The organism is Mesorhizobium sp. M0185 (assembly GCF_040322175.1).
In the GTDB taxonomy this organism is placed as follows: Bacteria; Pseudomonadota; Alphaproteobacteria; order Rhizobiales; family Rhizobiaceae; genus Mesorhizobium.
On sequence record NZ_JAMYSY010000002.1, the window covers coordinates 219,416 to 241,824 of the forward strand.

Below are 22,409 nucleotides of genomic sequence, written 5' to 3' on the forward strand. Positions count from 1 at the left end.
CTGTTATGCACCGGCCCGATGGCCTTGCGCCTTGCCGGCCTCAATCTCCGTTTGGGGTATGGCGTACGCGGCGATCGCCTGTTCGCTGAGACTTGCGCGGCCCAGTTCGGCGGCGACCGTGCCGTCGCGCATGACCAGCACGCGGTCGGCGAGCCGGATCACCTCGGGGAGTTCGGACGACACGACGATTACCGAATGGCCTTCGGCGGCGAGTTCCTCGATCAGGTGGTAGATCTCCGCCTTGGCGCCGACATCGATGCCGCGCGTCGGCTCGTCGAACAGAAGGATCCGCGTTCCCGCCGCCAGCCAGCGGCCGATGATCGCTTTCTGCTGGTTGCCGCCGCTGAACAGCCGAATTGGCCGGTCGAGCAGGAACGGCCTGAGATTGACTCGCTTCATCTTCTCGGCTGCGACGCGCTTCAGCCGGCGGTGGTCGATGAGGCCGCGCGGCGCGAACACGCCCATCGAGGCCAGCGCCATGTTGCTGGAGATCGACCGCAACGGCACGATGCCTTCGCGCTTGCGCTCCTCCGGCACCAGGCCGATGCCGGCCGCGATCGCGTCGCGCGGACTGGAAAGCTTTACCGCCTTGCCGTCGATCTCTATTGCGCCTGATGAGGCCCGGTCGGCGCCGGTCAGCAGCCGCAGCAGCTCGGTGCGGCCGGAGCCGACCAGTCCGGCAATGCCCAACACCTCGCCGCGATGCAGGTCGAACGAAACGTCACGGACCTTGGTTGCCGAGGCGAGGCCACGCACGCTCAGCCTGATCTCGGGGGAAGCATGCGAGCGGTGTTGTTCCTGGGCAAGCTCGCGGCCGACCATCATCGAAACGACGGCCTTTTCCGACACCTGCGCGAGATCGACGGTTTCGACCACAACGCCGTCGCGCATGACAGTGGCGCGCTCGCAGATGCCGAACACCTCGTCCAGCTTGTGCGAGACATAGATGACGGCGACACCGTCGCGTGCCAGACCGGCAATGACTTCCGCCAGCTGTTCGAACTCGCTCGGCGTGAGGCTCGACGTCGGCTCGTCCATCGCCACGATCCTGGCGCGGTCGAGCAGCGCCCGGGCGATCTCGACGATCTGCCGCTGCGCCACCTTCAGGCTGCCAAGCGGGGCTGCCGGATCGATGGTTGGGTCGATGGCGGCCAGCGCTTCCGCAGCGCGGCTTTCCTGCTCGCGCCGTGCGACGAAGACGCCGCCGCGCGTCAACGGATGGCCGAGAAACATGTTCTGGGCGACGCTGAGGCGTGGCACCTGCTGTAATTCCTGATGGATCATCGCCACGCCCGCGGCGCGTGCGGCGACCGGATTGTTCAGCATCACCGGCTTGCCGTCGATCAGCACGCTTCCCGCCGTCGGTCGGTAGACGCCTGACAGTATGCGCAGCAGCGTCGATTTGCCGGCGCCGTTTTCACCGAGCAGGCCATGGATCTCGCCGGCGCCGACCGAAAACGACACTTCGCTCAGCGCCCGCACAGCCGGAAACTCTTTGGAAATGCCCTCGAATTGCAGCCGCGCTGACATTGCTTCGGTTCTCCAGGCAAGGTGCCGACCCAAGGCCGGCACCTGCCGGCCCTGCTCTACTGGCCCGCTGCCGCGTCCTCGAGCAGCGCCTTGCGCACGGCGTCGCCGGCGCCAGAGTAACGGTCGGCATTGTCCTTGGTGATCAGCGCCTGCGGCGTGGCAACGACGCGCGGCAGCTTCTGCCCGGCCACCAGCCGCAGCGCCGATTCCAGCGCCACCTCGCCGGTCAGCACCGGGAACGAATCGACGGTGCCGGTCAGCTCGCCGGCGCGGATCGAGGCATAGGCGTCGGAGATGCCGTCGGTGCCGAAGACCGCAACCTTGTCCTGCAGCCCGGCAGCCTTGACCGCCTCGACGATGCCCAGCGCCATGCCGTCATTGTTGGCATAGAAGCCGATCAGGTCGGGGTGCTGCTGCAGGATGTTGGTGGCCGCGTCGTAGGAGGTCTGGCGATCCCAGTTACCGGGGACGCTGGCGACGACGTCGAACTTGCCGGCCTCGGTGATCGTTGTCTTGAAACCGTCGGTGCGCTGGACGGCGGCGTAGACGCCGGCCTGGCCTTCGACGATGGCGACCTTGCCGCCATCCGGCCGGTTCTTGATGAACCATTTGGCGACGCGCACGCCGTTGTCGCGCTGGACATTGCCGACATAGTGCTCGGCCTGCGGGATGACCGCGTCGTTGACGTTGACCACCGGCACATTGGCTGCCTTGGCCTGTTCCATGATCGGCTGCAGGTTGGAGTCGGTCTGCGGCGAAACGAGCAGCACGTTGTAGCCTTGCGTGACCAGGCCTTCGGCGATGGTGAGCTGGCCGAGCTGGTCGCCCTCGCTCTGCGCCGCCTGGTAGACCACGGGCACGCCGGTGCGGTCGCCGAACGACTTGTAGCCCTCTCCCAGCGAGCGCCAGTATTCGTTGGTCAGCGTCTTGGAGACCGCACCCGCCTTGGTGCCCTCGGGCAGCTTGGGGAAGGCCCCGAACTTGGCCTCGAGCTGCGACCAGTCGATGCGATCCTTCTCGGTGTCGGAATTGAGCGGCGCGAGGTCCGCGGAAAACGACGAGCCTATAGACAGCGCCATCAGGGCAGCGGTGGCGGTGGCAAGCAGAAATTTCATGGTCTTTCCTCCCTGGTTGAAAACGGTGATGGCGCCGGAGCTTCAGCTGTCCGGCCCGAGCATGGCTTCCTGGACGATGGCCTGCGAGGCGACCGCGTCCTGACGGTCGACGGCGGCTGACAGGCGATTGTCCTTTTCCAGCCGATCGACGACGCGCAGCATGCGCTTGACAGTCGCGATGTTGACTTCGCATTCGTGGACCGGGTCGAGCCCGGTCATGTCGGGGAACGTGTCGAAGTAGATGGCGCCGGCATAGCCGTCTCGACGGATCTGCCTGAGCAGCTCGATCGTCTGCAGCGTATGCACGGCCCCGACCATCAAGCCGTCGTCGCGCTTGGCGTAGCCGTCGTTGAGATGCACGCCGAGCAGCTTGCTGTGTCGCGCCACCAGCGCAGCGGCAAAGGCCGGCTGCTCGTCGGCGTAGAGCACATGGGCGAAATCGAGCGTCACGCCGAGATTGGGCAGGCCGATCTCGCGGATCGCCAGCAATGTCGTCGCCGCATCGGGCATCAGGCTGTAGGAGCGCGGCTCGTTGGGTTTGTATTCAAGGCTGATCTGACAGCCCGGATCATGCGCCGCTACTTCACGAACACCATCGATTTCGTGTTGCCAGAGCGTCGCATAATCCGCCTGGAAAGCATAATCGAAGCCATCCTGCCCGAGCCACAGCGTCATCAGGCCGGCGCCGGCCTCGCGGGTGGCGTCGATGCCGGCCTTGGTCAGGTCGATGGCTTCGCGGCGAATAGCGGGATCTGGATTGGTGAAGGCACCGAGCTTGAAAGCCGAATTAGAGTAGTAGCGCATGGCGAAACCATTGATCGAAAGCCCGATGTCGCTGAGTTTGCGCGCCATTTCCGTAGGTTTTTCGCCGACATGGTCGGGGAAGTTGAGGTCGAGATCGGTCAACTCCGCAACCTTCGCCGCACGTGCCGCCATCTGCAGCATAGACGGTTTGCCGACAAGATCGGGCCACTCGGCCTGTGGCCGCGAGGCAAAGGAATTGAGGCGGGTGGCGAAACGATAGGCTGTCATCGGGGACCTTTCATTGTCATAACTTTACATAAAAATGATTATTTGTAAAGTTGTTAATTGCTCGCTCGGCGACGACGAATTCGCCCATACCCAGGCCAGTTGCGACCACGGGGGACAAGCAAGCGCGGCACTGTCACGCAAGTATCATGCTCGCGTCCTAGATCGCTTCTCCGAAGGCTTTCGCGGCATCCTTGATGCGACGCGGCGCTTTTTCGGGCCCCGGCAGCTTTGTCACAAAGAGGATTTCCATGGAAAACCTGCACCGAACCGCGTCCCTCGCCGTCGCGCTGGCGATGTTCACCGCCTTGACTCCGGCCTTGGCAGAAAACGCCGCGACCGTCGGCGGCGTCAGCTTCGTCAACAAGGGCTTGGTCGGTGTCGGCCGCATCCCGGCCAGCCAGAAGGACAAGTTCGGCGAGACGTTTGGCTCCGGCTCAGGCATGTCGATCGACGCTGCCGGCTGGACGCACGGCGCCGATGGCTACAAGGGCTCGTTATGGCTGCTGCCGGACCGCGGCTACAATGTCGTCGGTACCACCGATTACCGCCCGCGCCTCAACACGATTGCCCTCGAGTTCGCCCCGATCGCGCCGGGTGCAGTGCCGGCCGCCGGCCAGGAACAATCGGGCCTCAAGGCGACGCTTGCCGACACCATGCTTTTGACCGACGACAAGGGCGCCGACGCAACCGGCCTCGATCCGCTCAACGGCGTGCGTGCCGCGACCGACGACATGCCGATCCTGCCCGAAGCCAACGGCAAGCTCGCGCTCGATAACGAAGCGATCGCACGGCTGCCCGACGGCACGCTGTTCATCTCGGACGAATACGGTCCGAACATCTACCGCTTCTCCGCCGATGGGCGTCTGATGTCGGCAACGCAGCCGCCGGCGGCGCTTGTCCCGATGCGTCACGGGACGCCAAACTTTGCTTCCAACAATCCGGGACCTGGCGCGGCAGACCCAGATCCGAAGGATCCCGAAACCGGCCGTCAGAACAACCAGGGCCTCGAAGGCATGGCGCTGACGCCGGACGGGAAGTTCCTGATTGCCGTGCTGCAGTCGGCCCCAAGGCAGGATGGCGGCGATTCCGCCTCGACGCGTCAGAACACGCGCGCGCTGGTCTACGATGCCTCGGATCCCGGCCAGCTCAAGCTCGCGCATGAATATGTCGTGCCGCTGCCGGTGTTCACCGATGCCAAGGGCAAAACCAAGATCGCCGCGCAGAGCGAAATCGTGGCGCTGTCGGACAAGACCTTCCTGATGCTGGCGCGCGACAGCGGCAACGGACCGGGGCTGAAGGGCGACACCTCGCTCCATCGCGAGATCAGCGTCGTCGATGTGTCTGCGGCAACCGATGTCGCCGGCACAGAGTTCGACAAGGACAAGCCGCTGGCGCCCAAGGGTGAGCTCGATCCATCGGTGACGCCGGCCAAGCTGACGCCGTTCATCGACATCAACGACAAGACCGAGCTCGGCCGCTTCGGGCTGCACAATGGTGCGCCCAACGACCGCAACAACCTTTCGGAGAAGTGGGAGGCGATGTCGGTGGTGAGCGTCCTCGATCCAAAGCTGCCCGACGACTATTTCCTGTTCGTCGCCAATGACAATGACTTCCTCACGCAGGACGGCTTCCAGGTAGGCGCGGCCTACAAGGCCGAGGATGGCGCCGATGTCGACACCATGTTCCTGGTCTATCAGGTCACGCTTCCAGGCCTCGCCAAGAAGTAGCGGCACCCATACAGGCGGACGCGCGGAACGCGTCCGCCTGAGCTGGCGCGATTGAGCGGTCGTGCCCTTCAGTTGCGGCTCGCCCGCGCAAGGACGGTGTCCTAGTGCGTTGCAAACCTGCGACTGACGATCCAGTCGACGGCACTTACCTCAACATCTCCGCGTCCTTTGGCACGCCGGCATCGATCGGCTCGGCCGTCCTGTTCGACACGGCGGCGATCTTCCCGGCGGCCGACAGGTTCGGGCGCACGAAGACCGGCGCGACGCCGTCGACGCGGCTGTAGAGGTCGATAATGTCCTGATTCATGAAGCGCACACAGCCGGAGGAAGCGTTCTTCCCAATGGAATCCCACTCCGGTGTGCCGTGCAGCCGATACATCGTGTCCTTGCCGTCGCGGAAGAGATACAGCGCGCGGGCGCCAAGCGGGCTCTGCGGGCCGGGCGGCATGCCGTCCTTGTATTTCGCCAGTTCCGGCCGGCGTTGGATCATTTCCGGCGGCGGCGTCCAGACCGGCCACTTCTTCCTCGCCTGAACCACGGCGCTGCCGGTCCATCCGAAACCGGCCTTGCCGAGGCTGACGCCGTAGCGAATTGCCTTGCCGCCGTCGCGCACCAGATAGAGGAAGTGCTCGGAAGTATCGACGACGATCGTGCCGGGTTTTTCTCCGGTCGGGTCGGACACGATTTGGCGCACGAATTTCGGATCGACCTTGGCTACCGGGATTGCCGGCAGTTGATAGCCCTCATCGACGCGCGCGGCATACATGCTTGCGGCATCGCCGAAAGCCGGATCGCTTGGCGCCGGCGTCACTGGCGGCGCTGCCACGTCCGTCGTGGTGCACGCCGAAAGAGCCACGGAGGCCGCGCCCAGAGCGGATGCACCAAGAAAGGCGCGCCGGTTCAGGCGCTCAAAAAACAACGGAATATCGGACATGAGCCCCCCGGCTTACCCATGAGATCCAGGAAAATGCGGCCCCACGCGTGCGGGATCAATATACGATTCCGGAAGGTTTGAGAAATGCTTAGACCAAGGCACGCCAGGCGGAATTTGCGCATCGACCTCTCCCGTTAAATCGGCAATCATTGCGGACTCAAGACAAGCCTTCGCCGAGTTGCCTGCCATGGATGACAACATGCCCGCGCGCCGGCAGACCGGCGACCTCACCAGTGGGCCTATCCCGCGCACCCTTTTGCTGTTTGCCCTGCCGGTGCTCGGCTCCAATGTGCTGCAGTCGCTCAACGGCTCGATCAATGCCGTGTGGGTCGGCCGTTTCCTCGGTGAAGCGGCGCTGACCGCCACGTCCAATGCAAACCTCGTACTGTTTCTCATCCTCGGCACCGTGTTCGGCATCGGCATGGCGGCGACCATCCTGGTCGCGCAATCCGTCGGCGCTCGTGACCTGCCCGAAGCCCGGCGCATCGTCGGCACCAGCGCCATCTTCTTCTTCCTCGTCTCGGTGGCGTTCGCGGTCTGCGGCTGGATCTGGGTCGATGCGATCCTCGATGCACTCGGCACGCCAGCCGATGCGTTGCCGCTGGCGCGCTCCTATCTGCGCATCATCTTCCTCGCCGTGCCGATGATGAACCTGCTCTCCTTCGTCATGACGGTGCTGCGCGGCGCCGGCGACTCGCGCACGCCCTTCCTTTTTATGGCGCTGGCCGTCGTGCTCGACGTCATTTTGAACCCGTTGCTCATCCTCGGCATCGGCCCGTTCCCCGAACTCGGCATCGCCGGCTCGGCCGCCTCGACGCTGATCGGCCAGACGGTAAGCGTGGTTGCCATCCTGATCGTGCTTTATGCGCGCAAGCACCCGCTGCGGCTGGCCGGCGCCAATCTCGCTCTGCTGCGGCCGGACCCGGCGCTGCTGCGCATTGTCGTCTTCAAGGGCGTGCCGATGGGCCTGCAGATGATCGTCGTTTCGGCCGCGGCGCTGACGGTGATGGGCATGGTCAACTTGTACGGCTCCCAGGTCGCGGCTGCCTACGGCATAGCCGCACAGCTCTGGACCTATATCCAGATGCCGGCGCTCGCCATCGGCGCCGCGGTCTCGTCGATGGCGGCGCAAAATGTCGGCGCCGGGCGCTGGGACCGGATCGGCCGCATCGCCGCCTCCGGCGTCGGCTTCAACCTTCTGCTCACCGGCGTTCTTGTCGTGCTGCTGTTCGTGTTCGATCGCGCGGTGCTCAGCCTCTTCCTCGGCAGCGACAGTGCAGCGATCGACATCGCCACTCACATCAACAAGATCGCGTCGTGGTCCTTCATCCTGTTCGGCATCACCATCGTGCTCTTCGCCACCGTGCGTGCCACCGGCGCGGTGATGCCGCCGCTGATCATCCTGGTGATCTCGGTGCTGCTGGTGCGCACCAGCTTCGCCTATTTCTTCCGAAGCGTGATCGGCGAGGAAGCTCTGTGGTGGAGCTTTCCGGCTGGCTCTATAACCTCGCTCGTGCTGGCCGCGGCCTATTATCGCTTCGGCCGCTGGCGCAGCCTGCACATGATCGAGAGCCGGCCGGCTGCCGGCGAACCGCCGGATACCGGCCTCGGCGTACCGCGCCAGCGCGCGCACCTTTCGCCCGAGACACCGAACGGCTGAAAGGTCGGCTCAGCGCGCGTATTTCGCGCCAAACCCGAGAGCGACCAGGGAAAAGACGACAATCATGCCGGCAAAGGCCAGGCTTGCCACGGTCGCACCTGCCACCGTCGACAGAACGCCGATGCCGATGACCGGCAGCGCGTTGCCGCAAAAACAGCAGATGAAGAAGGCCGAGACGACTTCGGCGCGCCGGTCCGCCGGCGCGATCTCGTTCACCACTTGCAAGCCGCCGCGATAGCCGAGCGCTGCCGCCACGCCGCACAAGGCGGTCCCGGCAATCATTATGGCCATCGAGGCGAAGACCTGCGCCGCAACAATCAGCGCGACGGTTGGGATCATCAGCGCAAGCGCCGCGAACATCGCAGCTCGGCTCGAAAGACGTGCCGTCACCACAATGGTGGCGGCCGTCACGATCGCCAATTCAAAGAACAGAGCGCCGGCTTCGGCATGGTTGGTTACCTGCAGTTGCTGCGCCAAAATGCTCGGTGCGAGTGCTGCATAAAAGCCGACCAGCGCCATTGCGCCAAAGCCGGTCACCGCCGGCGCAACGAAATTTGCGCGGATGGCATCGGGCACGGAAAGCCGCGGCCGCATCGAAACGTCAGCCAGTTTCCCCGGCCGCGAAACGGTTTCCCGCGTGCGCCAGACCAGCAGGGTTACAGTCGCGAGCATCGCCAGGTAGACGACGAATGTCAGCCTGAGCGGCCAAGGCGCGTATTCGGCGAGCAACCCGGCTCCCAGCGCACCGAGGCCGAGGCCGAGAAAATTGGTGCTGGTGGCAATCGTCGCCGCCTGTGACTTGTCGTCGGTCGGGAGCAATTCGGCGAGCCAGGCGGTGCCGGTGCCCGCGCCGACGCCGATTCCCAGTCCGCTCAGAATTCGGGCGATGTCGAGCCATGCGACATTTTCGGCGAACAGGAAAACCACCGCGCTGACCACGGCCACCGCCATCCCGGCCAATGCCATTGGACGGCGCCCGATGACATCGGACACACGCCCCAACATCAGCAGCGCCGCCAGATTGCCGATGACATAGACGGCGTAGACCAGCGTCAAAGTGATCTGCGAGAAGCCGAAGACCTGCTTGTAGATGATGTAAAGCGGCGTCAGCGCCGTGCTGCCGGCGAAAAGAGCCGCGATCATAGCGGCCACGGTGGCCGCTGCAACGCGGCCGCCGAGTTCGTAATCGCGCGTCATGACTTGAGCGTGAGCGGTCATTTTTTCGACCTTTTGCTGTTCGGGATCTGACATCCTAACGCCTTTTTCGCGTCAGCCGTTCCCCCTCCTCGGCTTGCTCCTGACAAGTTTGGCAGCTTTGCCGATGGCGCTGAGCGAGATCCTCTTTTAACTTCAGCGGATTGTCAGGGGAGATTCATGGGCAAGGGACGAGTCGAGGCGTTCACCGATGGCGTGGTCGCCATCATCATCACCATCATGGTGCTGGAATTGAAGGTGCCGCATGGCGAGGATTTTTCCGCGCTGGCACCACTCTGGCCGATCTTCCTCAGCTATGTGCTGTCCTTCATCAATGTCGGCATCTACTGGAACAATTTGCACAACATGTTCCATACCGTGCAGCGGGTCGACGGCCGCGTGCTGTGGGCGAACCTCAACCTGCTGTTCTGGCTATCGCTGATGCCGGCGACGACAGCCTTCATGGGTGAGAACCATTTCGCGCCGGTGCCGGTTGCCGTCTATGGCGTCGACCTGGCGCTCTGCGCCATCGGCTTCAACATCCTCACCATGGCCCTGCATCGACTGCACGGCAACGAGACCCTTTTCGCCAGGGCGTTGGGCAATGACCTCAAGGGAAAGATCTCGCTGGTCCTTTATCTTTCCGCCATCGCGCTGACCTTCGTCAATCATTGGATCGGTGTCGCGATCTATGTCGTGGTGGCGATGGTCTGGTTAGTGCCGGACAGGCGCTTCGAGCGGCTGATCGAGAAATAGGCCCATCTAGCCCCGCATTTCTTTCAGCTTTTCCGCTACCGAAGCGGCAAGGTCGGCGTAGCGCTCCTCCAGCCGCTCGGCCGCCTTTATCACCGAAAAATCATGGCCGAATTTTTCCAGCGCCATGCGCAGCTTTTCGACGAATTCGGCCTGTTTTTCGAGCGCCGAAAACAGCGTCCTCACCTGCGCTTCGCTGATGTCGGGATTGGCGAGCATCTGCGGCACCTCGCGGCTCATCTGGTCGCCGGTGGCGGTCTGTTCTTTCAGGATCTCGATCCAGTCGGTCAATCGTCAGGTCTCCTTTTTCGATATCAGCATGCGCAGCGCCCGCCGGTGCGGTCAACCCGAAGATGCCGGCACCGGCTTGCGCGAGCCTCTTTCCGCGCTAAGTTCGCCGCGGCCAGAACAGGAGAAAATCATGACCACCGACGCCGAGATCCAGACCGCCCTGCCCGCACTTGCCTCCGGCAACGTCGCCGTCATTACCGGCGCGGCCAGCGGCATCGGCCTTGCCGCCGCCAAACGGCTGGCGGCGATGGGCATGAAGATCGTGCTGGCCGATATCGGCGGCGCACGCCTTGATGAGGCCCGGCGCGCCGTCGCCGCCATCGCCGGCGACAGCGCCGTGATTGCCATTGCCATCGATGTTTCGAAAGCCGACGAGCTCGACCGCCTCGCCGAAAGGACATCCGGCACTTTCGGCGACGTGTCGCTGCTGATGAACAATGCCCGCGTCGGCAACAACCCCGGCAAGCCCTGGGAGAACCGTGACGCCTGGAAGCGACTGCTGGACATCAATTTCTGGGGTGTCGTCCATGGCGTCGAGGCCTTCGCGCCGCGCATGCTGGCGGCGGGAAAGCCCGGCCTGATCGTCAACACCGGCTCCAAGCAAGGCATTACCACGCCGCCTGGCAACCTCGCCTACAACGTCTCCAAGGCTGGCGTGAAGACCTATACCGAGGGCCTTGCACACGCGCTGCGCAACGAGCCGGGCGCCAGTGTCGCGGCGCATCTGCTTATCCCCGGGTTCACTTTTACCGGCCTGACCGAAGGTGCGAGCGAGAAGCCGGCCGGCGCCTGGACCGGCGAGCAGGTCATCGACTTCATGCTGGCCTCGCTGCTGCGTGGCGATTTCTACATGCTGTGTCCCGATAACGAGGCGACCCGGCCCATGGACGAAAAGCGCATGGCCTGGGCAATCGGGGACATCATTGAGAACCGTCCTGCTCTGTCGCGCTGGCATCCGGACTACAAGGATGCTTTCGCGGCATTCATGACACGCAGCGCATGATCCCGAACCGAAGATCACCGTAGCAAAGAATCGGATCCGATCTTCGCAGGTATGCGCCGGACCTTTATATCACGCCGCCGCATGCTTCTTCGTGTTCCGCTTCTTCGCCATGGCTTTCTCGGCTGCCAACTCGGCAAGCTTCTGATCATGCCGCTTCGCTGCCTGTTCGCATTTCTTGCGGATCTCTTCGACTTCGGTCTCAGTCAGGTGTTCGATACCGATGAAGGTGTTCTGGGCTGTGCTGACCCGGATCAATTCGTCGAGCTTCGCCTGGATCGCGGCGCCATCGCGGTTCTGGGTGTTCTGAATGAGAAACACCATCAGGAAGGTGACGACCGTCGTGCCGGTGTTGATGACGAGCTGCCAGGTGTCCGAAAAGCCGAACATCGGCCCGCTTGCCGCCCAGACGACGATGATCAGGAAACAGACGGCAAACGTCGGCGGCAGGCCGGCAAAATGCGCGACGTTGTTGGCGATCCTGGTGAAAAGCTTCTCAATCATTCAAACTCCCTCAGCAGCCGGGCGACGAACCCGGACGGAAGCCGAGTTCATTGTGTCTGCAGAAACAGTTGGCAGCCGCTCCTGGTTCCCTCGTGGCGGAAGGTCGCGGGTACATTGTTGGAGGAGCAGATCGCGCAGGCCGTCGGACCGCTTGCAGATAGCCCGAACTCAGGCGGCGCCGTTTTCCCAGCGGTCGAGGAAAGCCTCGATGGGCAAGGCCTGCATGTCGGGGACTGCCCTGGCCAGTTTCTCGACCGGCCAGTCCCACCAGGCAAGACGTTCGATCCGGGCCGCAGTTCCCGCGCTGAAGCGCTGCCGCAATGGCCTGGCCGGAACGCCGGCGACGATTGCATAGGCCGGCAGGTCTCGCGTCACCACCGCATTGGCACCGACGATCGCGCCGTTGCCGATCACTATGCCAGGCATGATCACGGCGCCATGGCCGATCCAGACATCATGGCCGATGCTGACGGCTCTCGCCCGCCGCCGGTCGCGGAATGCCTGATCGACACCCAGCCAGCGGAAGTACTCGTTGGGCCGGTAGCTGATTTTGTGCTGCGTCAGCCGCTCGACCGGATGCTCCAGCGCATTGATGCGGCTGTTGGCGGCGATCGAGCAGAATTTGCCGATCGTCGTATAGATCGCCTCGGCGTGGCGCTCGAAGTAGGAGAAGTCGCCAACCATGACTTCACGTAAGATGACGCGCTCGCCGATCGACGCATAGCGTCCAAGCTTGCACGCCTTCAGCTCCGCCGTCGGATGGATGCGCGGCTCGGGATCTTTCAGGACAAGGTGTTCGGGACGGTCCATGCGCGCGCTTTACGCCCGCGCGCATAGTCTCGCAAGCCGAGTGCAGCGCCGCGCATCAGTTTGGACGCGCCAAGGACACTGTAGCACCTTAAGTCTCTATTTCGGCTTGCCGCTGGTCCACACCACGTTCTGGCCGTAGAGCGGCACGGTGGTGACCGACATTTTTGCCGAGCCATCCTGCACCTGGCGTGAATGCGACAGGTAGATCAGCGTCTCGTTGGCCTTGTCGTAGATGCGGTTCACCACCTGCTTTTTCCAGATCAGGCTGATGCCTTGCTTGAACACCTCCTCGCCGGCCTCGCTCATGTCGATGTCGCCAATGGTGATCGGCCCGGTCTGGCGGCAGGAGATCGAGGAATCGGACGGGTCCTCGAACCAGTTGCCTTTCTGCAGGCGGTCGATCACGCCACGGTCGAAATAGGAGACGTGGCAGGTCACGCCCTCGACCTTCGGATCCTTGATCGCCTCGACGATGATATCGTTGCCGAGCCAATCGACGCCGACCTTGCCGACTTCCTCGGCGGCGGCCGCGCCGGCGCCAATGACAAGGCATGCGGCTAACGCGCCGCCAATCAGTTTTCGCAAAGAGGCCTCCTGCGGTTCAAATTTTGCCGACCTCAGGTGGGACGAACGGCAGCGCTTTGCAAGCAGATCGCCTCCCACAGGATTGCCGGTTGCGGCAACGCGACATCTTTGCGTCGGCGCGACCGAACCGCTAAGAGTGTTCGCCAAGCCAAGGCCTTCACGTCGCCAACCCGGCGCCCGATGGAATAACGACGGACTTTCACTGATGATGCGTTCAATTCTGGTCGGTATTCTCGTCCTGATGGCCGCCGGAATCGGCTGGCTCACCTTCGACTGGTACCGCGGACATTATGGCGGCGAGCCGTTCGGAGCACCGTTCACGCTGGTCGACCAGAAGGGCGCGCCGGTCACCGAAGCCGCGTTTCGCGGCCACCCCAGCGTCGTCTTCTTCGGCTTCACGCACTGTCCGGAAGTCTGCCCGACCACGCTTTTCGAGTTGGCCGGCTGGCTGAAGACGATGGGCGACGACGGCAAGAACCTGCGTGCCTATTTCGTTACGGTCGACCCGGAGCGCGATACGCCCGAAATCATGAACACCTATGTCAGCAATTTCTCCGATCGCATCCTCGGCATATCAGGCGATCCGGACAAGGTCCACGCCATGGCCAAGTCCTTCGGCATCTACTGGAAGAAAGTCGACACGAACGACGGCGACTACACGATGGACCACACTGCTTCGGTGCTGCTGCTCAACGCCAAGGGCGATTTCGCCGGCACCATTGCCTATGGCGAAAACCCGGATGCCGCCATCGCCAAGCTCAAACGGCTGGCGGCGGAAGGTTGACACATCCGGTAATGACGCAGACGCGTTTGTATTTCACCGCGGGCAAGATCGAGGCTGATCGCATCTTCGCGGCGCTCGGTGCGGCATTCGACGATGAGGGCCTGCCGATTGCGGTGCTCGAGGTCGACGAGGACCGCGACATCCACGAAGTATCGCTCTATGCCGACGACGACGTCGATGCGGTCGAGGCGCGGCTTAGGGACATCCTTGCCGGACTGTCGCTGTCGAAACCGATAGCGCGCGAAGCGCTGCCCGACATCGACTGGGTGGCGCGCTCGCTGGAGGGATTGAAGCCGGTGCGGGCCGGGCGCTTCTTCGTCCATGGCGCGCATGACCGCAGGAAGCGACACAGCGGCGAACTCGCGATCGAGATCGAGGCCGGCCTTGCCTTCGGTACCGGCCATCACGGCACCACCGCCGGCTGCCTCGAAATGCTGGAGCAGGTCATACGGCGCGAGCATCCGCGCAACGCGCTCGACCTTGGCACCGGCAGCGCGGTGCTCGCCATCGCAGTGGCCAAGCTTGCGCATATACCGGTGCTGGCGACCGACATCGACCCGGTCGCCGTCAAGGTGGCCGGCGCCAATGCGCGGCTGAACCAGGTCAAGGGGCTCATTGAAACGGTGGCGGCGCCCGGTTTTCATCATCCGATCTTTGCCGCGCGTTCGCCCTTCGACCTGATCGTCGCCAACATATTGGCGCGGCCGCTGATGCGTCTGGCGCCGCAAATGGCCGGACATATCGCGCTCGGTGGCTCGATCGTTTTGTCGGGCATCCTCGAGCGCCAGCGCGATGCGGTAATCGCGGCCTATGTCGGCCAGAAATTCCGGCACGTCCGCACCTTGCACCGCGAGGGCTGGGTGACGATTCACCTCAAGCGCTGAGGCGCAGCGCCTTCAACGCAAGCCGGAATCAGCTCGGACCTAGCTAGCGCGAGTTCGCCGCTTTCTTCAGCTGTTCGCGATCGTAGCCGTGAGCTTTCAGCGTTTCGTCGTCAAAGCCAAGCAGAACGCCGCTCACATACCGGCTCGCTTCGCGCTGGCGAGCTTCGATCAGCGCTTTCACAGCGTTTCTGAAAAATCCGCGTCTAGGTGAAATCGTGGACATGACGGTCTCCTTTGCAGGGCAATAGGACTCTTTCCTCCACGTGAAGAAGGTAAGCCTTGCTGACGCTTTTTGAAATCGCCGATTCTGCATGGCCTCCATGCGCAAAGAGACACGCAGCAACCGGGAATGATCGTTCCGAAAATCGATTCCGATTTTCGAGGTCATGCGCTACGGTCGCGCCAGCATTCGAGGAGAGCCTACATGTTCCAGACCTTCGATTCCGCCGGCGATCCGGCCGTTGGCAAGCCGCGCGTGGCAATGCTGCGCCAATGGTTGGCGGCGAACGGGCTGGATGGCTTCATTGTGCCCCGTGCCGACGAGCACCAGGGCGAATATGTCGCCGATCGCTCGGCACGGCTGAAATGGCTGACCGGCTTCAGCGGCTCGGCCGGAGTCGCCATTGTGCTTGGCGAGCGCGCCGTCATGTTTGTCGACGGGCGCTACACGCTGCAGGTGCGCCAGGAGGTCGATCTCGACATCTTTTCGATCGAGAGCCTTGTCGACAACCCGCCGGCCAACTGGATCAAGGACAATCTCGGCAAGGGCGTGCGGTTGGGCTTCGATCCGTGGCTCCATACGATCAGTGACGTAAAGGCGCTGAAAGCCTCGGCCGAGAAGTCCGGCGCGACCTTGGTGCCGCTCGAACAAAATCCTATCGACGCCGTCTGGCAAGATCAGCCCGGGCCGCCATTGGCGCCGGTCGAGATCCACCCGATCGGCTTTGCCGGCGAACTGGCCAAGGACAAGCTGGTGCGGCTCGCGGCAGCCATCGAGAAGGACGGCGCCACCCATGCCGTGCTGACCGACCCCTCCTCCATTGCCTGGGCGTTCGACATCCGTGGCGGCGACGTACCGCACACACCGCTGGCGCTCGGCTTTGCCGTGCTGGCCGCCGACGGCTCGCATCTGCTTTTCATGGACCAGCGCAAGTTTTCGCGCACTGTCGCGGCCTACCTGACGCAGCTCGCCGAATTGCACGACCCAGGTGAATTCGAAACGGCAATCGTCACCCAGGCCAAGAGCGGTGCAAAAATCGCGCTGGACCCGGTTCTAGCGGCGGACAAGCTCAGGATGCTGGTCGAGGATAATGGCGGCACCGTCATTGCCGTGCCCGATCCGGCCCGCATTCCACGCGCAACAAAGAACAAAGCTGAGATCGCCGGCGCACGCGCCGCACATCGCCGCGACGGCGCCGCGGTCGCCAAGCTGCTGTGCTGGCTCGACCGCCAGAAGCCCGGCACGCTCGACGAAATCGCCGTTGTCACCAGGCTTGAGGAGACGCGCCGCCAGACCGGCGAAGAAACGCAGATGCCGCTGCGCGACGTATCGTTCGATACCATCTCCGGCGCTGGTCCTAACGGCGCCATCATGCACTACCGCGTCTCCCGCGCCACCAATCGCAAGCTGGGGGATGGCGAGCTGTTCCTGCTCGATTCCGGCGGGCAGTACCAGGACGGCACCACCGACATTACCCGCACCGTGCCGATCGGCACGCCAACGGAAGAGATGCGCGAACGCTTCACGCTGGTGCTGAAAGGCATGATCGGCATCTCCATGCTGCGCTTCCCCCAGGGCACGCGCGGCTCCGAAATCGATGCAGTGGCGCGCCTGGCGCTATGGAGACACGGCTGCGATTTCGCCCATGGCACCGGGCACGGTGTCGGCTCCTATCTTGCCGTGCATGAGGGCCCGCAGCGTATCGCCAAGACCGGTACCGAAAAGCTGCTGGCCGGCATGATCGTCTCCGACGAGCCCGGCTATTACAAGGAAGGTTCCTACGGCATCCGCATCGAGAACTTGATTCTGGTGACACCGGCCGAGGCAATCGAGGGCGGCGACATCGCCATGCACGGCTTCGAGACACTGACGCTGGCGCCGATCGACAAGCGGCTGGTCCGATCGGACCTTTTAACCCGCGACGAGTTGCATTGGCTTGACGAATACCATGCGCGCGTACTGGCCGAGATCGGACCGATGCTCGCCGGCGAAACGCTGGCCTGGCTGGAAAAGGCAACCGCGCCGCTGCCGCACGACTTCAAGCAATAGCCGCGGCGGCAACGCCGGTTGACAGGCTTTGCTCCGCAAGCAGTCCCTGCAAAGCGGTGACGTTGGGAGAACCGGCTCCCTTGCGCCAGAACAACACCGTGACGGCGTTGTCTTCGTCAGAGGGCAGTTCGTGCAGCTTTAGCCAGCGGCTTTCCGGGAAACCCGAAAGCACGCTTTTCGGCATCAGCGCTATGCCCATGCCAGCCACCACGCAACCAAGGATGGCATGGTATGAACCAAGCTCGATGGTTTTCTCGGCCATGAACCCTCTGCGCGCATACCATTGTTCCAGCCGCTTGCGGTGCGGACAGCCGTGCTCGAAGGCTATCATGGTTTTGGGCATGTCCAGGTGGTCTTCGACCGAAACGCGCGATGCCGCCGAGACAATGACCAGCTGCTCGTGGAATGCGGGCAGCTTTTCGAACGGAACGTCAGCGATCGGCTCGGCGGCGAACGCTGCATCGAGCTCACCGGCAAGCATGGCGGTCGCGAGAACCTGCGGATTGCCGGTGCGCAACTGGATTTCCACTTCGGGATGCCGTGCATGGTATTCGGCGAGCAGACTTGGAAGCCGTGCCGCGGCGGTGCTCTCCATAGCACCTAGGCGAAGAGTGCCGCGCGGGTGTGGATCGAGCATCGCCGTTCGCGCCTCCTCCGCAAGCGCCAGCAGCCGATCCGCATAGCCGACCAATCTGTGACCGGCCGGTGATACGTGCAGGCGCTTGCCCTCCCGGATAAACAGCTGCACGCCGAGATCCTCCTCGAGCTGCCGGATGCGTGTGGTCACGTTCGACTGCACGCGAAACAGTTTTTCCGCCGCCCTGGTGATTCCGCCCTCGCGCACCACCGTGCGGAAGATGCGCAGATCGGCCAAATCCATACATCTCTCCTGGAGAACATAACGATCTTAATTATTCATTTTAACTGATTATGCCTTTCCCGTAAATCGCCGGTGTAGCTGCCGATCAACACGGCAAACCAGGGGAGATGGAAATGTCGCGTGAGCCCTTCGGCATCCAGCCGATCGATCTAAGCGCATTGACGCCGAAGCAGCGCGAAGCGCTCTATAGCGACGCCGTGCGTGGCGCCCACCAGGAGAGAGCGGAGGCGATCCGGCTGAGCCTGTCGCGGGTCGGCGCGGTAATAGTCGCTGCGGTAAGGCGCATGTGTGCTCTCGCCGTCAAGGCAAAAGTCGATCAGCCGACGAGCTGCCGCGAGAGGATCAGCACGGCAGCACCCGCCAGGAACATCGCCATCAGGCCGCCGCGCAGTGAGACAAGGCCGGCAACGATCAGGGCTGCCCATTCCGCCGGCCCGGCGCTGAGCGCCGCCGGCGCCACCAGCGTGGTCAGCACCGCCGCCGGCACGGCGCTGAGCCCGGCTTCGACGCGCGGATGGATATGATCGAAGCGGGAGATCACCAGATGACCGCCGATGCGGGTCAGATAGGTCGCGATCGAAGCGGCGATGATGATCCACAAGGTCGTGCTCATGGCCGTGCCTCCACGCCGCTGTGGCGGGGCGGCAGGATGACGGCGAGCAGCACGCCCGCCAGCGCACCTATGGAGACATGCCAGGGCGAGCCGACCGTTTTGTATGCAATGATGGAGGCGGCAGCGCTGGCGACGACCACCGGCAGCCACAGAGGCCGCTTGCGGAAGCTCATGACCAGGCCGAGAAAATAGATCGGCAGCAGGAAATCGATGCCCAACGCATCGGTGTCGGGAATAAGCTTGCCGAACATCGCGCCGAGCGCGCTTTCGATGATCCAGAACAAATAGACCGGCAGCCCAAGCCCCATATACCAGGTGAACCCGACGGTCTCGCCGGCCTCAGCCTTGCGCTCGGCCACCGCGAACTGCGGATCGGTCAGCACAAAATAGCCTATCGCCTGCTGCACCAGTGGCCAATGCGCAATGCGCCGGCCGATGCCAGCCGAATAGAGCACATGGCGAAAATTCACCGCGAAGATCGACAGCACGATCAGCCACGGCGCGACATGCTGGCCGAACAGCTCGATGCCGACCATCTGGCTGGCGCCGCCGAACACCGTTGCGCTCATCAGGAACGCTTCGAGCACGGAAAACCCGTTGTCGACCGCGAGCGCCCCGAACAGCAACGCAAACGGCGCCGACGCCACCACGACGGGCATGCTGAGCCGCACGCCGTCCCAGAAATCGCTTTTCGCACTGTTTTCGGAGATTGCTTCCGCCGACATCGACCGCTCCTCGGGAAGCGCCTATGTAGGGAGGGCGGCGCGGCTTGTCACACCAATTCGCTTGAGGCAAACGATCAGCGGAAATGACAGCTGAAGGTCGCGCAAACGCGCTTCCGTGCCTAGCGCGGCGAAGCCTTGCCTTCGATCGCCCTGCCCCAGTCAAGCAGCGGTTTTGCCCGCATGACGAAGTCGACGAGTTCGTCGACCAATCCAGCTCCGTAGATATCCGCCGGCTCGATTGCGTGCCGGACGGCAAAATGCCGGTTGCGGATCGCGGCAGCGAGATCGGGCTCGGCGATATGCTCGAAGCCGCGCGGCGTGCGCTTCATGCAGCCGTCCGGGTCGAATTCGAGGCCGTTCTTCTTCAGCGCCGCAACGAGGGTACGGAATTCAGCGGGCCGCTTCGCGATCGCGTTGCGCAGCGCCAGCAATAGCTCCGGTCCAGGCTGCCACCAGGCAACGGCGGCAAAGCAGCGCTCCAGCCCGATATGGACGTAAAACACGCCCTGTTCCATCTTGGTGCCGTCAGGCGAAAGGATCGCCGACAAATGCCGGTTATAAGGCCGTTTGTCCTTGGCGAAACGCACGTCGCGATTAATCCGGAACAGCGACTTCTTGCGGTCGCCGCGCAGGCCGAGCCCCGCGGCCGTGAAGCGCTCGGAGAGCGTCTCGACCAGATCGCCGAAGGGATCGCGCAGGTCGCGTTCGAAAAGGTCGCGGTTCTCTAAAAACCACTCCCGGCTCTGATGAAAATCCAGCGCCTTGAGGAAGGGAATGGCCTTTTGCCCAAAACCGTTGAACGCAGCCGCCATCACCCGCCCTTGCCAATCCGCTGCAGCCAGGTGTCCTCGTCGATCACCTCGATGCCGAATTTGGTCGCATCCTTCAGCTTGGAACCGGCGCCTGGCCCTGCCACCAGAAGATCGGTCTTCGCGGAAACCGAGCCGGCGACCTTCGCGCCGAGACGTTCGGCCATCGCCTTGGCCTCCGGGCGCGTCATCTTTTCCAGCGTGCCTGTAAACACGATTGTCTTGCCGGCGACCGCACTATCGGCTGAGACGTTCACAATGTACGGCTTCGGGTGGACCTGTGTGAGCAGCGCTTCAAGTACGGCGTCGTTGCGTTCATTGCCGAAGAAATCGCGAAGGGCGCCTATCACCGTATCGCCGATGCCGTTGATCGAAGGAAAAACGGTGTGTGGATCGGCTGCCGCTGCTGTCTCCTTGCCAATGCGGATCAACTCCTCGATCGTCGAGAAGGTTCGGGCGAGCACAACGGCCGTCGTTTCGCCGATATGGCGGATGCCCAGCGCAAAGATGAAGCGATCAAGTTCGGGTTCGCGGCGGGCGTCGATGGCAGCGAAGAGCTTGTCGAGGCCGTCATAGTTGCGTTCCTCGACGCTGCGTACATTCTTGCGCGTTTTGCCCGATGCGGCGTCGCGCTGCCTGGCCTGCTCCTCCCGTCGCTCCGCCAGCGCCTTGGTGACGGCGGGACGGCGGTCCCGGAGGGTGAAGATATCGGCGGCAGTCTTGACCAACCCGGCATTGAAGAACAGGTCTATGTTTTCAGCCCCCAGGCCTTCGATATCCATGGCGCCGCGCGACACAAAGTGGCGTAATCCTTCCACGGCCTGCGCGGGGCAGATCAGCTCGCCGGTGCACCGTCGGCGGGAATCCTCCTTGCCGGTCTTCTCGTTGATCTCGCGCGTTGCGGGCGAGCCGCAGATCGGACATCTGTGCGGGAATTCGTAGAGCACGGCATCAGTCGGCCGCTTGTCGGCGACGACACTCACGATTTGCGGAATGACGTCCCCTGCCCGCTGGATGACCACCGTGTCGCCGATACGCACGTCATAGCCGTCGCGGATCGGCTGGCCGTTGCTGTCCAGACCCTTGATGTAATCTTCGTTGTGAAGCGTGACATTTTCGACCACGACGCCGCCGACCGTGACGGGTGCAAGCCGGGCAACGGGCGCCAGCGTACCGGTACGGCCCACCTGAATGTCGATCCTGAGCACGGTTGTCATCGCCTGTTCGGCTGGAAATTTGTGGGCAATGGCCCAGCGTGGTTCGCCAGTGACGAAACCCCATCTGCGCTGCAATTCCAGCTGGTCGACCTTGTAGACGACGCCGTCGATGTCGTAGCCCAGCGATGAGCGCTGGGTCTCGATTAGGTGATAGTGCGCGACCAGTTCCTCGACCGATCTTGCCCGGACCATCAGCGGGCTGACCTTGAATCCCCACTCCGCGAATTTTTGCACGGAATCGTATTGGGTCGGAGCTGGATCCTTTGAAGTATAGCCCCAGGCGTAAGCAAAGAATTTAAGGTTGCGGCTGGCGGTAACTAACGGGTCCTTTTGGCGGAGCGACCCGGCCGCCGTGTTACGCGGATTGACGTAATCCTGGCCGCCTATCGCCGCCGAACGTTGCTTCAGCGCCTCGAATTCCGCGTAGGTCATATAGACCTCACCGCGTATTTCGATGACCTCGGGCCAGTCCGATCCCTTCAAGGTCTTGGGAATATCGGCGATGGTCTTGATATTGGCGGTGATGTCCTCGCCGACGACGCCGTCGCCGCGCGTTGCTCCCTGCACGAACACACCGCCTTCATACCGCAGGGAAGCCGATAGCCCGTCGATCTTCGGCTCCGCCGTGAAGGCGATGTTCAGATCCTTGTCGCGGTCAAAGAATCGCCGGCCCCGTTCTATGAAGTCCGCGACGTCCTGGTCGGTATAGGCCTTGGCAAGGCTGAGCATCGGCACCGCGTGGCGCACCTTGGCAAAACCTTCGGCCGGCGGGGCGCCGACCCTGCGTGAGGGCGAATCCTCACGCACAAGATGCGGGAACTGCTGCTCGATGGCGAGGTTGCGCCGGGTCAGCGCGTCATATTCCGCATCCGTGATTATCGGCGCGTCCTCGCCATGGTAGCGCCGGTCGTGCTCGGCGATCTCCTGCGCCAACCGCTTCAACTCGCTTGCCGCCTCGCTTTCGCTGAGCGACTCGACTGGTTTTTCGTCCATGCACTGCTCCCTCCACGGTGGCGCGACACAATAGAACAGGATTCTCTCACGAGGGAGAGACCAGGCACGGAAAATCATTCCTGAACAGCAGGATGGCGCC

Annotated in this window: 22 protein-coding genes; 7 read left to right on the top strand and 15 right to left on the bottom strand. The window is 63.2% G+C overall.

What is annotated here, in order from left to right; all coding sequences use genetic code 11:
- Positions 1–3 precede the first annotated feature (3 nt).
- From NKJ20_RS02860 to NKJ20_RS02870, 3 genes are read right to left on the bottom strand one after another with little or no spacing between them, the layout of a single operon-like run.
- Complete coding sequence (locus tag NKJ20_RS02860; protein ID WP_352742435.1) at positions 4–1,530, bottom strand: sugar ABC transporter ATP-binding protein; 1,527 nt, start codon at positions 1,528–1,530, stop codon at positions 4–6.
- A gap of 56 nt (positions 1,531–1,586) precedes the next feature.
- The gene (locus NKJ20_RS02865; protein WP_352501042.1) at positions 1,587–2,645 is read right to left on the bottom strand and encodes a sugar ABC transporter substrate-binding protein; all 1,059 of its coding nucleotides are present in this window, start codon (positions 2,643–2,645) and stop codon (positions 1,587–1,589) included.
- Positions 2,646–2,687: 42 nt separating this feature from the next.
- Positions 2,688–3,677 (bottom strand): TIM barrel protein, encoded by a 990-nt coding sequence (locus NKJ20_RS02870; RefSeq protein ID WP_352742437.1) that lies wholly within the window; start codon positions 3,675–3,677, stop codon positions 2,688–2,690.
- Positions 3,678–3,925: 248 nt separating this feature from the next.
- On the opposite strand from NKJ20_RS02870, the gene NKJ20_RS02875 reads away from it, so the two are divergent.
- Positions 3,926–5,404: an esterase-like activity of phytase family protein gene (locus tag NKJ20_RS02875; RefSeq protein WP_352742439.1), complete on the top strand. Its 1,479-nt coding sequence runs from the start codon at positions 3,926–3,928 to the stop codon at positions 5,402–5,404.
- A 145-nt stretch (positions 5,405–5,549) separates the two neighbouring features.
- Here the strand turns inward: NKJ20_RS02875 and NKJ20_RS02880 are convergent, their stop codons facing one another.
- Complete coding sequence (locus NKJ20_RS02880; RefSeq protein WP_352742441.1) at positions 5,550–6,338, bottom strand: L,D-transpeptidase; 789 nt, start codon at positions 6,336–6,338, stop codon at positions 5,550–5,552.
- A 187-nt stretch (positions 6,339–6,525) separates the two neighbouring features.
- On the opposite strand from NKJ20_RS02880, the gene NKJ20_RS02885 reads away from it, so the two are divergent.
- Positions 6,526–7,998 (top strand): MATE family efflux transporter, encoded by a 1,473-nt coding sequence (locus NKJ20_RS02885; RefSeq protein ID WP_502894835.1) that lies wholly within the window; start codon positions 6,526–6,528, stop codon positions 7,996–7,998.
- A gap of 9 nt (positions 7,999–8,007) precedes the next feature.
- Here NKJ20_RS02885 and NKJ20_RS02890 read toward each other — a convergent pair whose 3' ends face one another.
- A complete protein-coding gene (locus NKJ20_RS02890; RefSeq protein WP_352742445.1) occupies positions 8,008–9,216 on the bottom strand; it encodes an MFS transporter in 1,209 nt (402 codons plus the stop codon).
- A gap of 156 nt (positions 9,217–9,372) precedes the next feature.
- Here NKJ20_RS02890 and NKJ20_RS02895 point away from each other — a divergent pair, with 156 nt between their 5' ends.
- Positions 9,373–9,948 (top strand): TMEM175 family protein, encoded by a 576-nt coding sequence (locus NKJ20_RS02895; RefSeq protein ID WP_352742447.1) that lies wholly within the window; start codon positions 9,373–9,375, stop codon positions 9,946–9,948.
- Between the two features lie 6 nt (positions 9,949–9,954).
- Here the strand turns inward: NKJ20_RS02895 and NKJ20_RS02900 are convergent, their stop codons facing one another.
- The gene (locus NKJ20_RS02900) at positions 9,955–10,236 is read right to left on the bottom strand and encodes a hypothetical protein (RefSeq protein WP_352742449.1); all 282 of its coding nucleotides are present in this window, start codon (positions 10,234–10,236) and stop codon (positions 9,955–9,957) included.
- Between the two features lie 130 nt (positions 10,237–10,366).
- Here NKJ20_RS02900 and NKJ20_RS02905 point away from each other — a divergent pair, with 130 nt between their 5' ends.
- Positions 10,367–11,239, top strand: a complete 873-nt coding sequence (locus NKJ20_RS02905; RefSeq protein WP_352742451.1) for an SDR family NAD(P)-dependent oxidoreductase — start codon at positions 10,367–10,369, stop codon at positions 11,237–11,239.
- A 69-nt stretch (positions 11,240–11,308) separates the two neighbouring features.
- On the opposite strand, the gene NKJ20_RS02910 is transcribed toward NKJ20_RS02905, so the two are convergent.
- The 3 genes from NKJ20_RS02910 to NKJ20_RS02920 form a co-directional block, all read right to left on the bottom strand.
- Positions 11,309–11,740, bottom strand: coding sequence for a low affinity iron permease family protein (locus tag NKJ20_RS02910; RefSeq protein WP_031211766.1), 432 nt, complete (start codon positions 11,738–11,740; stop codon positions 11,309–11,311).
- Between the two features lie 168 nt (positions 11,741–11,908).
- Complete coding sequence (locus NKJ20_RS02915) at positions 11,909–12,550, bottom strand: DapH/DapD/GlmU-related protein (RefSeq protein WP_352742453.1); 642 nt, start codon at positions 12,548–12,550, stop codon at positions 11,909–11,911.
- 96 nt (positions 12,551–12,646) lie between these two features.
- Positions 12,647–13,135 carry a CreA family protein gene (locus tag NKJ20_RS02920; RefSeq protein WP_023676745.1) on the bottom strand — a complete coding sequence of 163 codons (489 nt, stop codon included), beginning with the start codon at positions 13,133–13,135 and terminating at the stop codon, positions 12,647–12,649.
- A gap of 205 nt (positions 13,136–13,340) precedes the next feature.
- On the opposite strand from NKJ20_RS02920, the gene NKJ20_RS02925 reads away from it, so the two are divergent.
- Entirely contained in the window at positions 13,341–13,919 is a 579-nt protein-coding gene (locus NKJ20_RS02925) for an SCO family protein (protein ID WP_352742455.1), read from the top strand.
- Between the two features lie 11 nt (positions 13,920–13,930).
- Complete coding sequence (locus tag NKJ20_RS02930; protein WP_352742457.1) at positions 13,931–14,803, top strand: 50S ribosomal protein L11 methyltransferase; 873 nt, start codon at positions 13,931–13,933, stop codon at positions 14,801–14,803.
- Between the two features lie 43 nt (positions 14,804–14,846).
- Here the strand turns inward: NKJ20_RS02930 and NKJ20_RS02935 are convergent, their stop codons facing one another.
- Positions 14,847–15,191: a hypothetical protein gene (locus tag NKJ20_RS02935; RefSeq protein WP_352589485.1), complete on the bottom strand. Its 345-nt coding sequence runs from the start codon at positions 15,189–15,191 to the stop codon at positions 14,847–14,849.
- Between the two features lie 36 nt (positions 15,192–15,227).
- Here NKJ20_RS02935 and NKJ20_RS02940 point away from each other — a divergent pair, with 36 nt between their 5' ends.
- Positions 15,228–17,072, top strand: coding sequence for an aminopeptidase P family protein (locus tag NKJ20_RS02940; RefSeq protein WP_352742459.1), 1,845 nt, complete (start codon positions 15,228–15,230; stop codon positions 17,070–17,072).
- Here the strand turns inward: NKJ20_RS02940 and NKJ20_RS02945 are convergent.
- The 5 genes from NKJ20_RS02945 to ligA form a co-directional block, all read right to left on the bottom strand.
- Positions 17,062–17,952: a LysR family transcriptional regulator gene (locus NKJ20_RS02945; RefSeq protein WP_352742461.1), complete on the bottom strand. Its 891-nt coding sequence runs from the start codon at positions 17,950–17,952 to the stop codon at positions 17,062–17,064. The two genes, NKJ20_RS02940 and NKJ20_RS02945, sit on opposite strands and share 11 nt — an antisense overlap.
- A gap of 316 nt (positions 17,953–18,268) precedes the next feature.
- Entirely contained in the window at positions 18,269–18,565 is a 297-nt protein-coding gene (locus NKJ20_RS02950) for an AzlD family protein (protein ID WP_352742462.1), read from the bottom strand.
- Positions 18,562–19,290, bottom strand: a complete 729-nt coding sequence (locus tag NKJ20_RS02955) for an AzlC family ABC transporter permease (RefSeq protein ID WP_352450120.1) — start codon at positions 19,288–19,290, stop codon at positions 18,562–18,564. Before NKJ20_RS02955 ends, NKJ20_RS02950 begins: the two co-directional genes overlap by 4 nt.
- Positions 19,291–19,409: 119 nt before the next feature.
- The gene (locus tag NKJ20_RS02960; RefSeq protein ID WP_352450121.1) at positions 19,410–20,102 is read right to left on the bottom strand and encodes a DUF2461 domain-containing protein; all 693 of its coding nucleotides are present in this window, start codon (positions 20,100–20,102) and stop codon (positions 19,410–19,412) included.
- On the bottom strand, positions 20,102–22,309 hold the full coding sequence (gene ligA / locus NKJ20_RS02965) for an NAD-dependent DNA ligase LigA (protein ID WP_352742464.1): 2,208 nt from the start codon (positions 22,307–22,309) through the stop codon (positions 20,102–20,104). The genes NKJ20_RS02960 and ligA overlap by 1 nt, the downstream gene beginning before the upstream one ends.
- Positions 22,310–22,409: the final 100 nt, after the last annotated feature.

Coding starts and splice junctions, on each gene's coding strand:
- NKJ20_RS02860 (WP_352742435.1), bottom strand. CDS start 1,530: ATGTCAGCGCGGCTGCAATTCGAGGGCATTTCCAAAGAGTTTCCGGCT.
- NKJ20_RS02865 (WP_352501042.1), bottom strand. CDS start 2,645: ATGAAATTTCTGCTTGCCACCGCCACCGCTGCCCTGATGGCGCTGTCT.
- NKJ20_RS02870 (WP_352742437.1), bottom strand. CDS start 3,677: ATGACAGCCTATCGTTTCGCCACCCGCCTCAATTCCTTTGCCTCGCGG.
- NKJ20_RS02875 (WP_352742439.1), top strand. CDS start 3,926: ATGGAAAACCTGCACCGAACCGCGTCCCTCGCCGTCGCGCTGGCGATG.
- NKJ20_RS02880 (WP_352742441.1), bottom strand. CDS start 6,338: ATGTCCGATATTCCGTTGTTTTTTGAGCGCCTGAACCGGCGCGCCTTT.
- NKJ20_RS02885 (WP_502894835.1), top strand. CDS start 6,526: ATGGATGACAACATGCCCGCGCGCCGGCAGACCGGCGACCTCACCAGT.
- NKJ20_RS02890 (WP_352742445.1), bottom strand. CDS start 9,216: ATGACCGCTCACGCTCAAGTCATGACGCGCGATTACGAACTCGGCGGC.
- NKJ20_RS02895 (WP_352742447.1), top strand. CDS start 9,373: ATGGGCAAGGGACGAGTCGAGGCGTTCACCGATGGCGTGGTCGCCATC.
- NKJ20_RS02905 (WP_352742451.1), top strand. CDS start 10,367: ATGACCACCGACGCCGAGATCCAGACCGCCCTGCCCGCACTTGCCTCC.
- NKJ20_RS02910 (WP_031211766.1), bottom strand. CDS start 11,740: ATGATTGAGAAGCTTTTCACCAGGATCGCCAACAACGTCGCGCATTTT.
- NKJ20_RS02915 (WP_352742453.1), bottom strand. CDS start 12,550: ATGGACCGTCCCGAACACCTTGTCCTGAAAGATCCCGAGCCGCGCATC.
- NKJ20_RS02925 (WP_352742455.1), top strand. CDS start 13,341: ATGATGCGTTCAATTCTGGTCGGTATTCTCGTCCTGATGGCCGCCGGA.
- NKJ20_RS02930 (WP_352742457.1), top strand. CDS start 13,931: ATGACGCAGACGCGTTTGTATTTCACCGCGGGCAAGATCGAGGCTGAT.
- NKJ20_RS02935 (WP_352589485.1), bottom strand. CDS start 15,191: ATGACCTCGAAAATCGGAATCGATTTTCGGAACGATCATTCCCGGTTG.
- NKJ20_RS02940 (WP_352742459.1), top strand. CDS start 15,228: ATGTTCCAGACCTTCGATTCCGCCGGCGATCCGGCCGTTGGCAAGCCG.
- NKJ20_RS02945 (WP_352742461.1), bottom strand. CDS start 17,952: ATGGATTTGGCCGATCTGCGCATCTTCCGCACGGTGGTGCGCGAGGGC.
- NKJ20_RS02950 (WP_352742462.1), bottom strand. CDS start 18,565: ATGAGCACGACCTTGTGGATCATCATCGCCGCTTCGATCGCGACCTAT.
- NKJ20_RS02955 (WP_352450120.1), bottom strand. CDS start 19,290: ATGTCGGCGGAAGCAATCTCCGAAAACAGTGCGAAAAGCGATTTCTGG.
- NKJ20_RS02960 (WP_352450121.1), bottom strand. CDS start 20,102: ATGGCGGCTGCGTTCAACGGTTTTGGGCAAAAGGCCATTCCCTTCCTC.
- ligA (WP_352742464.1), bottom strand. CDS start 22,309: ATGGACGAAAAACCAGTCGAGTCGCTCAGCGAAAGCGAGGCGGCAAGC.